Below are 13,292 nucleotides of genomic sequence, written 5' to 3' on the forward strand. Positions count from 1 at the left end.
AAGAAATATGTCATAGGTCAAGACTTTCGCCTGATCAGCCCTGGATCTGGGAGACACTTGACGCATGCCGACCCCACGACCTCCCATGAGCAAGGCCGAGTACGTCTACAGCGTGCTCCTCGACGAGATCCGCAGCGCGCGGATCCCCGGCGGCACGGCGTTGCGGGCCGGAGAGGTGGCCAAACGGCTCGGGGTGTCGGTCACGCCCGTACGCGAGGCCCTGCGCAGGCTGGAGAAGGACCGGCTGATCAGCTATGAGGCGCACCACGGCGCGACCGTGGTCGACCTGGGCGACGAGGCGCTCGCGGAATACTACGGCCTGCGCGCGGTCGTCGAGGGCCTGGGGGCGCGGCTGGCGGCGGCCAGGATCACTCCGGAACAGCTGGCCTCGCTGCGCGAGCTGCACGCCGCGATGGCCGAGGACGCCGAGCACGGCAGGTACGACCTGCTCGGCGAGCAGAGCAGGCGCTTCCACCTCAGCATCGTCGACATCGGCGGCCCCGCCTTCCTGGGCGCGCACGCCCGATCGGTGCGCAACAGCTTCCCCGTGCCCGCCGAGGCGTCGCTCTGGCTGGACGAGGCCCAGGTCAAGGCCCAGATGGAGGCGCACGAGGGCATCCTCGCGGCGCTCGCGGCCGGCGACGGGGCGGCCGCGGAACGTATCATGGTCGACCACGTCAACCGCGCCGGCGACTATCGCAAGGAGACCCCCGGCCCGCTGACGGGCGGCCTGGCATGACCGGCGTCAAGGGCGTCCTGTTCGACCTGGACGGCACGCTGCTCGACCACCGGGGCGCCGCCGACACCGCCATCGTCTCCTGGGTGTCCGCCCGCGCACCCGGCCATCCCCGGCTGGGCGAGGTGGCCGCGCTCTGGGCGGAGCTGGAGGGGCCGTACCTGGCGATGTGGCAGCGCGGCGAGTGCTCGGTGCAGGAGCAGCGGCGGCTCCGGCTGCGCGCGCTCTGCGAGGAGCTGGCCGTGCCCGAGCCTGGAGACCTCGACGCGGCCTACGCCGACTTCACCGACCGCTACCGGCGCGGCTGGGCGGCCTTTCCCGACGCGGCGGAGGCGGTGAAGGAGCTGGGCGGGTTCGCGCTCGGCGTGCTGACGAACGGCGCGCAACCGGTGCAGGAGGAGAAGGTCCGGGCGATCGGGCTCGGCGGGCTGGTCGGCCCGGTGTTGACGGGCGAGGTGCTGGGCGGGCACTTCAAGCCGTCGCCCGCGTCGTACACGGGGGCCGCCGCGGCGCTCGGCCTGGCGCCGCAGGAGGTCGTGCTGGTGGGCGACGACGTGGAGAACGACGTGACGGGGCCGGCGGCGGCCGGGATGCGCTCGATCTGGCTCGACCGGCTCGGCGTGCGGCGGCCGCCCGCCGGGTTCCCCCGCATCACCTCACTGACCGGCTTGGCGCGGCTCTTCGGCGACCTCGGCCAGCACGGAGTCCTCTAAGGCGAAGCCGCCCACGTGCGCCAGGTAGTCGCCGGGCGCCAGGGGATCTCCCAGGTAGACGCCGCCGGCCTGGCGCACCAGCAGGGCTCCCGCCGCCACGTCCCACGGGTTGGACCGGGTGCCGTACGCGGCGTCGGACCATCCGGCGGCCACGTGCGCCAGGTTCAGCGCCGCGCTGCCCGGCCTGCGCACGGCGGCGAAGGACTCGAGGAAACGCCGGTAGCGCCGCAGCGCCTCGTCACCCTCCGCGTCCAGGTCGTGGGGTGAGGGGTAGCTCGTCAGCAACATCGCCTCGCGGTCGGTGGCGGCGCCGGCGCTGCGCAGGGGCGTGCCGTCGCACCAGGCGCCGTCGGCGGAGGCGGTGAACTCGTTCTCGCGCACCGGGTCGTACACCACCCCCGCCACCAGCTCGCCCCCGACGGCGGCGGCGATGGACACGCAGAAGAACGGCAGCCCGGCGGCGAAGTTGGCGGTGCCGTCGATGGGGTCGACGTACCAGGCGAGGTCGCCGGAGCCGGTCGTGCCGCCCTCCTCCCCCACGATCACGCTGCCGGGGAAACGGGCGCCGATGACCGCGCGGATGGTCTCCTCGGCCGCCTTGTCGTGCTCGGTCACGGGATCGTGGAAGTCCCGTTTGGTGGTCACACCGGGCCGGGATCTGAAGGCCTTGCGCAGCCTTGGGCCAACGGCCCTGACCGCCTCGGTGGCGGTGTCCAGCAGATGGGTCACGTCCATGTGGGTCTCCAGTTTCAGCCGATCGAGGTCATCGCAACCGTCATGCCCAATCCCGAGCGCCGCGCACGCCCTTTCATGACCCGTTTGTCAGGACATTCTGACCTCGGTTAAGCTGATCAGCATGACCCGCGATCTCGCCATCGACCTGGATCGATCCAGCCCCGTGCCGCTTTATTTCCAGGTGGCCGAGCAGATCGCCGAGGCGATCCGGCGGGGTGACCTGGCGCCGGGCTCGCGGCTGGACAACGAGATCCTGCTGGCCGACAAGCTCGGCCTGTCGCGGCCCACGATCCGCCAGGCGATCCAGTATCTCGTGGACAAGGGCCTCCTCGTACGCAAGCGCGGCGTCGGCACGCAGGTGGTGCACGGGCAGGTCAAGCGCTCGGTGGAGCTGACGAGCCTCTACGACGACCTGCGCAGGGCCGGCCAGGAGCCGGCCACGCAGGTGCTGGCCCTGGAGCCGCGCCCTGTCGACGAGGACATCGCCGGCATCCTGGGTGTGGAGACCGGCACGGAGATCCTCTATCTCGAACGCCTGCGCTTCGCGGCCGGCGAGCCGCTGGCCGTGTTGCACAACTGGCTGCCGCTCGGGCTGGCCCCGCTCACCGCCGCCGACCTCGAGGGCCGCGGCCTCTACGAGCTGCTGCGCGGCGCGGGCGTGCGGATGCGGGTGGCCAACCAGCGCATCGGCGCGCGCTCCGCCAGCCAGTCCGAGGCGAAGCTGCTGGACGAGCGGCGCGGCGCCCCCCTGCTCACCATGATCCGCACAACGTACGACGACCAGGGACGGGCCGTCGAGCACGGCTCGCACGTCTACCGGGCCTCGCACTACTCCCTGGAGGTCACCCTCATTGAGCGCTGAGGCCGCGACTCCGTCAGCGATCCTCTGCGGGCGCGCGTGACAGGCGCCCGGCGTCGTCGGGCGAGGCGATCCTGACGAAGGTCAGATGAGCGTTGGCCGGGTCGGCGGCGGCCCCGCGGAACAACCGGTGGAGTCGAGCGTGGGCGGTCCAGGCCTGCCGGAAGATCGACTCGTCCTTGTCGAGCAGCAGGCGGAACGACTCCTTGTTGCCGTTCCACAACTCGGCCCCGGTGGCCATCCGCCGCAGCGTCCTGGCCAGCAGCCGGCGCATCATCGTACGCCTCGGCAGGTCGAACCAGACCACGGTGTCGGCCCGTGACCACACCAGGTCGCGCACCGCGGAATAGTTGCCGTCCACCACCCATCCGCCCGCGGCCGCGGTGAACCGGTCGACGTCGGCGCGGAACTCCTCGGCAGGCCGGCGTGTCCAGCCGGCCATGTGGAAGATCGAGTCGAGCTCCAGCCACGGAACGCGCAGGAGCCCCGACAACTCGGCGGCCAGAGTCGACTTGCCCGAACCCGAGTTGCCCACCACGGATATGCGCCGCACCAGGCAAATGTACCGGGGCAGGCGGGCTTACACGGACTCAACGGGATCTCAACATGGCGCCGCCTACCGTCCTGTCATCAGCACCGACACCGACGGAGGAGCAACGATGCGCACCAGAACGATCATCGCCGCGGGCGTCTTCGCGGCCGCCGCCATAGCCGACTCTCCTGTCCCCGCGCAGGCGGCGGCGCCGTCCTGCCTCACCTACAAGCTCGACGACAACGGCGGCAAGGACGAACTGTGGGTCTGGAACACCTGCAAGGGGGCGCAGAGCTACAAGGTCAAGCTGGCCAACGGCCAGGACATGCCCTGTAAGTACAAGAGGCCCGGCAGCGGGTTCGACAAGTGGTGGTGGAACTGGCCGCGCCGCTTCGACGGGCTCGTGAGCTGCTGACCCGGCGGCCCCGTACCGACAGGCCCATACCGACATACCTGTTACCAACGGACAGGGAGCACCAGGACATGCGCGCAACCACCATCGCCATGCTCGCCCTCGCCGGGTTCGCGGCCACGACGGTCGCCGCCCCCGCCCATGCCGCTGCCGCGGCCTCGGGCCGGGCGCCCTCCTGCCTGGCGTACACGCTGGACGACGACGGAGCCCAGGACGAGCTGTGGGTCTGGAACAACTGCTCCAAGGGCGTGGAGTTCCGGGTCAGGCTGGCCAACGGGCCGGACGGCGTCTGCACGTACAAGGAGCCCGGCAGCCGCTACAGCAAGTTCACGTGGGAGTGGCCGCAGCGCTTCGACGGGCTCAGGACCTGCTGAGACGGGGCCGCCGCGGGCCCCGGCGGCGGCCGGCGGCACCGGCCCGACGCCACATCCCGACCCGTCCGGAAATTTCCGGGCGGGTCACCTTCTTGTCACCAGTGCTCTCCCAGCCCTTGGCAACAGGCCGTCCCGGCACTTATGGTTCAGTGCAATGCCACACATTACTGGGATGCTTCATGACGTCTAAGCAGGTCAAGCCCCCGTCGGGCGCCGTGCGTACGACCGCGGGAGCGGTACGGCCCGTCTCCGGGGTGCACATGACCGGCGGTCTGCTCCACGACTGGCGGCGCCGGAACAGCACGGCCACGATCCCGCACACCATCGAGCAGCTCAGGGCGGCCGGCAACGTCGCCAACCTGAGCCGCCTCCTGGAGCCGGACCCCGCCCCCTACCGCGGCCGCTACCCGTTCCTCGACACCGATCTGTACAAGACCCTCGAAGGGCTCGCGTACGACCTGGGCGACGGCCGCACCGCGCAGCCGGTGCGGGAGTTCTACGAGGAGGTCGTCGGCCTCCTGGAACGTGTCCAGGCCCCCGACGGCTACCTCAACTCCTTCTTCCAGGACCCGGCGGCGGCCAAGAAGCCGTGGGAGGACCTGGCCTGGGGACACGAGCTGTACAACCTGGGCCACCTGATCCAGGCGGCCGTCGCCGCGCACCGCCGGATGGGCGACGACCGGCTACTGCGGGTGGCGGCGCGCTTCGCCGACCTGGTCGTCTCCCGGTTCGGCGAGGCGGGCGTCTGCGGGCATCCCGAGGTCGAGATGGCACTGGTCGAGCTGTACAGGGAGACGGGCGAGCGCGGCTATCTCACCCAGGCGTCGCGGTTCGTCGACCGGCGCGGCACGGGCGCGCTCAAGCACAGCATCTTCCCCGGCGACTACTTCCAGGACCACGTGCCCTTCCGCGAGCTGCCGTCGGTGACCGGGCACGCGGTGCGCATGGGCTACCTGGCGGCCGGCGTGGCCGACGTCCTCCTGGAGACGGGCGACCCGTCGCTGGCCGAGGCGCTGGAGCGGCTGTGGGACGACATGGTGGCGACCAAGCTGTACATCACGGGCGGGCTGGGCAGCCGGCACTCCGACGAGGCGATCGGCGACCGCTACGAGCTGCCGCCGGAACGGGCCTACAGCGAGACCTGCGCGGCCATCGCCGTCATGCAGTGGGCCTGGCGCATGTTCCTGGCCACGGGCGGCGCGAAGTACGTGGACGTGTTCGAGCGCGTGCTCCACAACGCCTACGCCGTCGGGCTGTCGGCGGAGGGCACGGCCTTCTTCTACGACAACCCGCTCCAGCGCCGCCCCGACCACGAGCAGCGCAGCGGCGCGGAGGCCGGCGGCGAGCCGCTGCGGCGGGCCTGGTTCGGCTGTCCCTGCTGCCCGCCCAACATCGTGCGGTGGATGGCCCAGCTCGCCGACTACGTGGCGGCCGAGCGGGACGGCGCCGTGCTGGTCGCCGCCTACACCGCGGCCAGGATCGAGACCTCGGAGCTGGACCTGGCCATGGAGACCGGCTACCCGTGGGACGGCGACGTGCGCCTCACGGTCGAGCGGGCGCCGCGCGACCCGTACGAGCTGGCGCTGCGTGTCCCCGGCTGGGCCAGGGACGTGTCCGTCACCGTCAACGGCGAGCCGCTGGACGCCGCCGCTCGCGACGGATGGATCACCCTGCGGCGCGCGTGGGCGGCGGGCGACGAGGTACGGCTGCACCTGCCCATGCCGGTCAGGGCGCACGGCTCCCACCCCTACCTCGACGCCACCAGGGGCGCGGTCGCCCTGGCCCGCGGCCCGCTCGTCTACTGCGTCGAGCAGCAGGACAGCCCGGTGCCCGTCGATGACCTGGTGGTCGGCGTCGCCGACATTGTTAACGCGAACATCGAGCGGCGGGACGGCGCCGTCGTGCTGCGCGTGGAGGCCGGCGCCGCCCCCCCGGCCTCGGCCGAGCTCTACCCCGAGCTACCGCTGGAGGAGACGTCCCCGCGAGGGAAGGTCACCGCGACCTTCACCCCCTACTTCCTGTGGGGCAACCGCGGCCCTCAAGCCATGCGGGTCTGGGTCAGGACCCGGACCCAGGACCGCCCGAACAACGGAAAGAAGGCGACATGAGGAGATCGGCGGCGCTCGCGAGCGTCACCATGACCGTCGTGCTGGCGCTCACCTCGTGCGGAGGAGGCGGCGGCGCGGCCCCCAACTCCGGCACGGGGACGGGGTCCCCGGCCGCGGCACCTGCGACGGGCGGCACGGTGCACGTCCTGGCCAAGGCGGATTTCTCCCACCTTGACCCGGTGCGCGGCTTCGACGGTGGCGTCAACAACTTCTACCGGCTCATCTACCGGGGGCTGACGATGTTCGGCGCGGGTCCGGGAGCCGAGGGCACGAAGATCGTGCCCGATCTGGCCACGGACACGGGGACGCCGTCCGACGGCGGCAAGACCTGGACGTTCACGCTCAAGGACAACCTGTTCTTCGAGGACGGCACGCCGATCACGAGCGAGGCCGTGAAGTTCGGCTTCTCACGCACGTTCGACCCGGAGGCCGGGATCGGCTCGCCGTACGGGAAACTGCTGCTGGACGCGCCGAAGGACTACCAGGGCCCGTACCTCGACGGCGACCTGGACACCATCGAGACGCCCGACGACAAGACGGTCGTCTTCCACCTGAAGAAGCCCTTCGCCGACTTCCCGAGCGCGCTGGCGCTCGCCAACTTCACGCCCTTCCCCAAGGGCACGGGGGCGGGCGCGGCGTTCGACACCAAGCCGATCGCGAGCGGGCCGTACAAGGTGGCGAGCCACCAGCGCGGCTCCTCGCTGAAGCTGGTGCGCAACCCGCAGTGGAAGCCCGAGACCGACAGCGTGCGGGCGGCCAAGCCGGACGCTTTCGAGTGGACGTTCGGCCTGGACCCGGCCACGATCGACGAGCGCATGCTGGCCGGGCAGGGCACCGACGCCGACGCCATCGGCCCGTCGATCCAGGCGGCGACCGTGGCGCGGGTTCAGCAGCCGCAGATCAAGCAGCGCACCCTGTCCGGGCTCAACGGCTGCACCACGTACATGAGCCTGAACACCACCAAGAAGCCCCTGGACGACGTGCGCGTGCGGCAGGCGATCAATCACGCGATCAACAAGGACACCGTGGTCGCGGGGATGGGCGGCAGCGCCCTGGCCGCCAAGGGCACCTCGATCCAGCCGCCCACGATCGCGGGCCGGGTGGACTACGACCCGTACCCGTACAACGTCGAGCAGGCCAGGAAGCTGCTGGCCGAGGCGGGCCTGGCGGACGGGTTCTCCCTGACGCTCGACACCCGCCCGGACCCCAAGATGGCGGCGGTGGCGGTGGCGATCCAGGACGCGCTCAAGCAGGTGAAGATCGACCTCAAGATCAACAACATCGACACCTCGACGTTCTACGAGGTCATCGGCACGCCGGCGCAGCAGCACGACGCCGCCGTCACCGGCTGGTGCCCCGACTGGGCCTCCGGCGCGACGTTCCTGCCGCCGCTGTTCGACGGCCGCAACATCACGGCCAAGGGCAACGCGAACCTGGCCCAGATCGATGACAAGGCGATCAACGAGCGGATCGACGAGATCGCCGCGATGACCGACGTCAACGAGGCCAACGCCGCGTACGGCGAGCTGGACAAGGAGGTCATGAAGCAGGCACCGATCGTGCCGCTGGCCTACGAGAAGCTCATCCTCGTCGTCGGCTCGAACATCGCGGGCGCCTACCAGTCCAGCTCGTTCTCCGGCGGCATCGACCTCATCTCCGTCGGCCTGGCCAAGCCGACCAAGTAGATGACGGTCGCAGCTCACTCACAGCAGGTGGCGGGTGCGCCCGCCACCTCGGGCCGGCGGGTCGCGGGCGCGCTGCTGCACGACAAGGCGGCCGTGCTCAGCAGCGCGTTCCTGGCGCTGATCGTGCTGATGGCGATCTGCGCGCCGCTGATCAGCCTGATCACCGGGCACGGCCCGAACGACTTCGACACCGCCGCGGTCGACACCGACCTGGGCGGCGTGCCGCACGGGCCGCTGGGCGGGATCAGCGCCCAGCACCTGCTCGGCGTCGAACCGCAGAACGGCCGCGACATCCTCGCCCGCATCGCGTACGGCGCCCGCGTGTCGCTGGTGATCGCGCTCGCCGCCACCGCGCTCACCACCCTGCTCGGCGTGGTGCTGGGCCTGCTGGCCGGGTTCTACCAGGGCTGGGCCGACCAGGTGATCTGCCGGGTCATGGACTTCCTGATGGCCTTCCCCGCGCTCATCTTCATGATCGCGATCCTGTCGTCGCTGCCGCAGGGCAACCGGCCGGTGCTGCTGGTCGTGGTGATCAGCGTGTTCGGCTGGCCGTACCTGGCACGGGTGGTGCGCGGGCAGACGATGACGCTGGTGAACCGGGAGTTCGTGGAGGCCGCGCGGGCTTCGGGCGCCTCCACGGGGGCGCTGGTGTTCAAGGAGATCCTGCCCAACCTGCGCAGCTCGCTGATCGTCATGACCACGCTGGCGGTGCCCGGCTACGTCGGCACCGAGGCGGGGCTGTCGTTCCTGGGCGTCGGCGTCGTGCCGCCCACACCGTCGTGGGGGCAGATGATCGCGAGCTCCGTCGGCTGGTACGCCGTCGACCCGATGTACTTCGCGATCCCCGGCACGTTCCTGTTCCTCACCGTGTTGTCGCTGACCGTGCTCGGCGACCGGTTGCGGGCCGCGTTCGACTCCGGGGAGGCCGCGTGATGGCGCGTTACCTGGCCGGGCGGGCCGCCGGGGTGGTGCTGATCCTCTTCCTGGTGTGCCTGTTCACGTTCATCATCTTCTTCACGCTCTCCCCCGACCCGGCGGTGATGATCTGCGGGAAGACGTGCACGCCGGAGCGCATCGACCAGATCCGCGACGTCCTGGGCCTGGACGAGCCGTTCCTGGCGCAGTTCTCCGGTTTCCTCGCCGGGATCTTCGCCGGGCGCGACTACGGCGCGGGCGCGAACCTCGTGCACTGCGCCGCGCCCTGCCTGGGCTACAGCTTCCAGACCAACCAGTCCGTGTGGGACATGGTCGTCGAGCGCCTGCCGGTCAGCGCGACCGTGGCGATCGGCGCGGCGGTGTTGTGGTTGTTCCTCGGCATCGTCGCGGGCCTGCTCAGCGCGGTCAAGGAGGGCACCTGGTGGGACCGCACCGCGATGGGCCTGGCGCTGGGCGGCTCCAGCATCCCCAACTACGTGCTGGCGCTGGCCCTGCAGTATGTGCTGGTGGTGGAGCTGCAGGTGCTGCCGTTCCCGCAGGCGGTGCCGTTCTCCGACGGCCCGGCGCTCTGGTTCCAGTCGTACCTGATGCCGTGGCTCGTGCTGGCGACCGGCTACGCCTGCCTGTACGCGCGGCTCACCCGCGCGAACGTGATCGACACCCTGGCCGAGAACTTCATGCGCACGGCCAGGTCGAAAGGGCTCAGCCCGGCGCTGACCATGCGCAGGCACGCGCTGCGGCCGGCGCTGACGCCGATCGCCACGATCTTCGGCATGGACTTCGCGGCGCTGCTGGGCGGCGCGCTGATCACCGAGACGGTGTTCGGGCTGAACGGGGTCGGCAAGATGGCCGCCGACTCGATCGCCAAGAACGACCAGCCGGTGATCATGGCGGTGACACTGCTGGCGGCGTTCTTCGTGGTGATCGGCAACGTGGTGGTGGACCTCGTCTACACGAGGCTGGATCCGAGAGTGAGGATCACGGCGAGATGAGCAAGCTGCTGGTCGTAGAGGACCTCAACGTCACCTTCCCCACCACGCGTGGCCCGGTCGACGTGGTGAAGGACGTCTCCTTCACCGTCGGCAGGGACGAGACCGTCGGCATCGTCGGCGAGTCGGGCTCCGGCAAGTCGATGACCAGCCTGGCGATCATGGGCCTGCTGCCCGAGGGCGCGACGACCCGCGGCAGCATCCGCCTGGACGGCGCCGAGGTGCTCGGCGCCTCCGCCAGGGAATTGCGGCGGCTGCGCGGCGACCGGATGTCGATGATCTTCCAGGATCCGCTGTCGTCGCTGAACCCGTATTACACGGTCGGCCTGCAGATCGAGGAGCTCTACCGCGCGCACCGCGGCGGCTCGCGCGCGGCGGCGCGCGAGGTCGGGCTGCCCGACCCCGAGCGGCGGGCGCGCCACTACCCGCACCAGTTCTCCGGCGGGCAGCGGCAGCGCATCATGATCGCGATGGCGCTGGTGTGCTCACCGTCACTGCTGATCGCCGACGAGCCGACCACGGCCCTGGACGTGACCGTGCAGGCGCAGATCCTGCGCCTGCTGGCCGACCTGCGCGGGCAGAGCGGCATGGGGATGGTGTTCATCACGCACGACCTGGCCGTGATCAGCTCGATCGCCACCCGCGTGCTGGTGATGCGGCGCGGCGAGCAGGTCGAGTACGGCACCGCCGAGCAGGTCTTCGCCGAGCCCCGCCACGACTACACCCGGATGCTGCTGGACAGCATCCCCCGCATCGACGACCCCCTCGACGAGGTGAGCGCATGACGCTGCTGCGCGCGAAGGACCTGACCAAACGCTTCGTCGCCCGCGGCCCGCTCGGGGCGAAGGCCGGGTTCACGGCCGTCGACCGGGTGTGCTTCGACGTACGGCTGGGCGAGACGCTGGCCGTGGTGGGCGAGTCGGGCAGCGGCAAGTCGACGACCGCCAGGATGATCGCCAAACTGCTGGAGCCGAGCGAGGGCACGCTGGAGTTCGAGGGCGAGGACGTCACCCACGCCAAGGGGGCGGCGCTGGCCCGCTTCCGCGGCAACGTCCAGGTCGTCTTCCAGGACCCGTTCTCCTCGCTCAACCCGCGGCACACGGTGGAGCGCATCCTCATGGCGCCGCTGGTCTACCAGGGCATAGCGCCCAACGGAAGCCGCCGGGCGCACGCCAAGGAGCTGATGGAACGCGTCGGGCTCAACCCCGACCACTCGCTGCGTTACCCGGTGCAGTTCTCCGGCGGGCAGGCGCAGCGCATCGGCATCGCCCGCGCGCTGGCCGTCAACCCCAAGCTGGTGATCTGCGACGAGGCCGTGTCGGCGCTGGACGTGTCCGTGCAGGCGCAGGTGATCGAGCTGCTGCGGCGGCTGCAGCGCGAGAGCGGCTTCAGCTACGTGTTCATCGCCCACGACCTGGCCGTGGTGCGGCAGATCGCGCAGCGCGTCGCCGTGATGAGCGAGGGCCGGATCGTCGAGCTCGGGACGACCGGCCAGGTGTTCGACGACCCCCAGGACGAGTACACGCGCACATTGCTGGCGGCCATCCCGCGCATCGACCCCGAGTGGGAGCGCCGCAGGAGGGAGAGGGCTTGATCACCGCGACGTACACGATCCCCGGGATGCGGATGCGCGACCACGTCGTCGAGGTGCCGCTCGACTGGTCGGACCCGGCGGCGACGATCAGGGTGTTCGCCCGGGAGGTGGTGGACCCGGCGCGCGACGGCGAGGACCTGCCGTGCCTGCTCTACCTGCAGGGCGGCCCCGGCGGCAAGGGGCCGCGCCCCACCGGCGCGTCGGGGTGGCTCGGGCGGGCGCTGGAGACGTACCGCGTGATCCTGCTCGACCAGCGCGGCACGGGCCGCAGCTCGCGCATCGACGGGCGCGTGATGAGCGCGCTCAGCCCGCAGGAGGGAGCCGATCACCTGGCCCGCTTCCGCGCGGACTCGATCGTGGCCGACGCCGAGCACCTGCGCACGACCGTGTTCGGCGGGCGGCGCTGGTCGACGCTGGGGCAGAGCTACGGCGGCTTCCTCACGCTGACGTACCTCTCCCGCGCGCCCGGCGGGCTGAGCGCCTGCTACGTGGCGGGCGGGCTGCCCTCGCTCGAACCGGACGCCGCGCAGGTCTACCGGCGCACCTATCCCCGGGTGGCGGCCAAGAACGACGCGTTCTACCACCGCTACCCGCACCACGTCGAGACCGCGAGCCGGCTGGCCGACCGGCTGGCCGAAGGCGACGTGCCGCTGCCGGACGGCGACACCCTCACCGTGCGGCGACTGCAGTCGCTCGGCGTCGACTTCGGCATGAAGCCGGGCTACGAGCGTATGCACTGGCTGCTCGACGAGGCCCTCTCCGACGAGCGCGGCGACCTGCCGGAGACGTTCCTGCACCAGGTGCTGGCCCGCTCCTCCTACGCCGACAACCCGCTGTTCGCGGCGCTGCAGGAGAGCATCTACGGCTCGGGGCCCGGCGCGACGGCATGGGCGGCCGAGCGGGAACGCGCCCGGCACCCCGCCTTCGCCGAGGACGCCAGGCCACTGCTGTTCACCGGCGAAATGATCTACCCCTGGATGTTCAGCGAGATCCGCGCGCTGCGCCCTTCGGCCCGGCCGTCGAGCTGCTCGCCGAGCGCGCCACGTGGCCGCCGCTGTACGACCTGGACCGGCTGGCCGCCAACGAGGTGCCGGTGGCCGCCGCCGTCTATTTCGACGACATGTACGTCGACGCCGGCCTGCAACTGGACACCGCCGCCCGGGTCGGCAACACCCAGGCATGGGTCACCAACGAGTACGAGCACGACGGCATCGGCGACGACCGGGTCTTCGCCCGGCTGACCGGGCTCGTCCGCGACCTAGGAGGAGGAATCGCCCCGTGACCGACGGCCGGTTGCCCAAACTGACGGAGATCCCCGCGTTCGCCGCGTACATCGCCGAGGGCTGGGACTCCCCCGCCCGCACGCCCGCGCTGGAGCCCGGCGCGGCCGAGGCGGCCGCGGCCCACCGGGCCAGGCTCGCCGCCGCGCTGCCCGGCACGACCGCCGTCGTGGCGGCCGGCCGGGCGCCGGTGCGCAGCAACGACACCGCCTACGACTTCAGGGTGGACAGCGACTTCTACTGGCTCACCGGCTGCGCGGTGGAGAACGCCGTGGCCGTCGTCGCGGGCGGGGAGGCCACCCTGTACCTGCCCGCGCCCGCCCGCCCCGGCGACCGGGG

Annotated in this window: 15 protein-coding genes; 13 read left to right on the forward strand and 2 right to left on the reverse strand. The window is 71.2% G+C overall.

Annotated elements, in window-relative coordinates:
• The first annotated feature begins 64 nt into the window (after window positions 1-64).
• Together E1294_RS23225 and E1294_RS23230 are read left to right on the forward strand one after the other, a co-directional pair.
• The gene (locus E1294_RS23225; protein WP_246083210.1) at window positions 65-739 is read left to right on the forward strand and encodes a GntR family transcriptional regulator; all 675 of its coding nucleotides are present in this window, start codon (window positions 65-67) and stop codon (window positions 737-739) included.
• Window positions 736-1,449: an HAD family hydrolase gene (locus E1294_RS23230; protein WP_132511442.1), complete on the forward strand. Its 714-nt coding sequence runs from the start codon at window positions 736-738 to the stop codon at window positions 1,447-1,449. Before E1294_RS23225 ends, E1294_RS23230 begins: the two co-directional genes overlap by 4 nt.
• On the opposite strand, the gene E1294_RS23235 is transcribed toward E1294_RS23230, so the two are convergent.
• Entirely contained in the window at window positions 1,393-2,184 is a 792-nt protein-coding gene (locus E1294_RS23235) for an inositol monophosphatase family protein (RefSeq protein ID WP_132511444.1), read from the reverse strand. The genes E1294_RS23230 and E1294_RS23235 overlap by 57 nt on opposite strands.
• Window positions 2,185-2,305: 121 nt before the next feature.
• Between E1294_RS23235 and E1294_RS23240 the strand changes: the two genes are divergently transcribed.
• Entirely contained in the window at window positions 2,306-3,046 is a 741-nt protein-coding gene (locus E1294_RS23240; protein WP_132511446.1) for a GntR family transcriptional regulator, read from the forward strand.
• A 13-nt stretch (window positions 3,047-3,059) separates the two neighbouring features.
• On the opposite strand, the gene E1294_RS23245 is transcribed toward E1294_RS23240, so the two are convergent.
• Window positions 3,060-3,596: a P-loop NTPase family protein gene (locus E1294_RS23245; RefSeq protein WP_220447893.1), complete on the reverse strand. Its 537-nt coding sequence runs from the start codon at window positions 3,594-3,596 to the stop codon at window positions 3,060-3,062.
• A 106-nt stretch (window positions 3,597-3,702) separates the two neighbouring features.
• On the opposite strand from E1294_RS23245, the gene E1294_RS23250 reads away from it, so the two are divergent.
• The 10 genes from E1294_RS23250 to E1294_RS23295 form a co-directional block, all read left to right on the forward strand.
• Window positions 3,703-3,990, forward strand: a complete 288-nt coding sequence (locus E1294_RS23250; protein WP_132511448.1) for a hypothetical protein — start codon at window positions 3,703-3,705, stop codon at window positions 3,988-3,990.
• 68 nt (window positions 3,991-4,058) lie between these two features.
• Complete coding sequence (locus E1294_RS23255; RefSeq protein WP_132511451.1) at window positions 4,059-4,361, forward strand: hypothetical protein; 303 nt, start codon at window positions 4,059-4,061, stop codon at window positions 4,359-4,361.
• Window positions 4,362-4,540: 179 nt separating this feature from the next.
• Window positions 4,541-6,469 (forward strand): glycoside hydrolase family 127 protein, encoded by a 1,929-nt coding sequence (locus E1294_RS23260; RefSeq protein WP_132511453.1) that lies wholly within the window; start codon window positions 4,541-4,543, stop codon window positions 6,467-6,469.
• Complete coding sequence (locus tag E1294_RS23265) at window positions 6,466-8,154, forward strand: ABC transporter substrate-binding protein (protein WP_132511455.1); 1,689 nt, start codon at window positions 6,466-6,468, stop codon at window positions 8,152-8,154. Before E1294_RS23260 ends, E1294_RS23265 begins: the two co-directional genes overlap by 4 nt.
• Window positions 8,155-9,087 carry an ABC transporter permease gene (locus E1294_RS23270; protein WP_132511457.1) on the forward strand — a complete coding sequence of 311 codons (933 nt, stop codon included), beginning with the start codon at window positions 8,155-8,157 and terminating at the stop codon, window positions 9,085-9,087.
• The gene (locus E1294_RS23275) at window positions 9,087-10,082 is read left to right on the forward strand and encodes an ABC transporter permease (RefSeq protein ID WP_132511478.1); all 996 of its coding nucleotides are present in this window, start codon (window positions 9,087-9,089) and stop codon (window positions 10,080-10,082) included. The genes E1294_RS23270 and E1294_RS23275 overlap by 1 nt, the downstream gene beginning before the upstream one ends.
• Window positions 10,079-10,864: an ABC transporter ATP-binding protein gene (locus E1294_RS57785; protein WP_132511459.1), complete on the forward strand. Its 786-nt coding sequence runs from the start codon at window positions 10,079-10,081 to the stop codon at window positions 10,862-10,864. The genes E1294_RS23275 and E1294_RS57785 overlap by 4 nt, the downstream gene beginning before the upstream one ends.
• Window positions 10,861-11,673, forward strand: a complete 813-nt coding sequence (locus E1294_RS57790; protein ID WP_132511461.1) for an ATP-binding cassette domain-containing protein — start codon at window positions 10,861-10,863, stop codon at window positions 11,671-11,673. Before E1294_RS57785 ends, E1294_RS57790 begins: the two co-directional genes overlap by 4 nt.
• Window positions 11,670-12,914, forward strand: a complete 1,245-nt coding sequence (locus E1294_RS23290; RefSeq protein WP_246083211.1) for an alpha/beta fold hydrolase — start codon at window positions 11,670-11,672, stop codon at window positions 12,912-12,914. Before E1294_RS57790 ends, E1294_RS23290 begins: the two co-directional genes overlap by 4 nt.
• Before the next feature lie 37 nt (window positions 12,915-12,951).
• On the forward strand, window positions 12,952-13,292 hold a 341-nt coding region (locus tag E1294_RS23295; RefSeq protein ID WP_181958539.1), incomplete at its 3' end, for an aminopeptidase P N-terminal domain-containing protein.

Origin of the sequence: Nonomuraea diastatica (assembly GCF_004349015.1) — a bacterium.
Lineage (GTDB): Bacteria > Actinomycetota > Actinomycetes > Streptosporangiales > Streptosporangiaceae > Nonomuraea > Nonomuraea diastatica.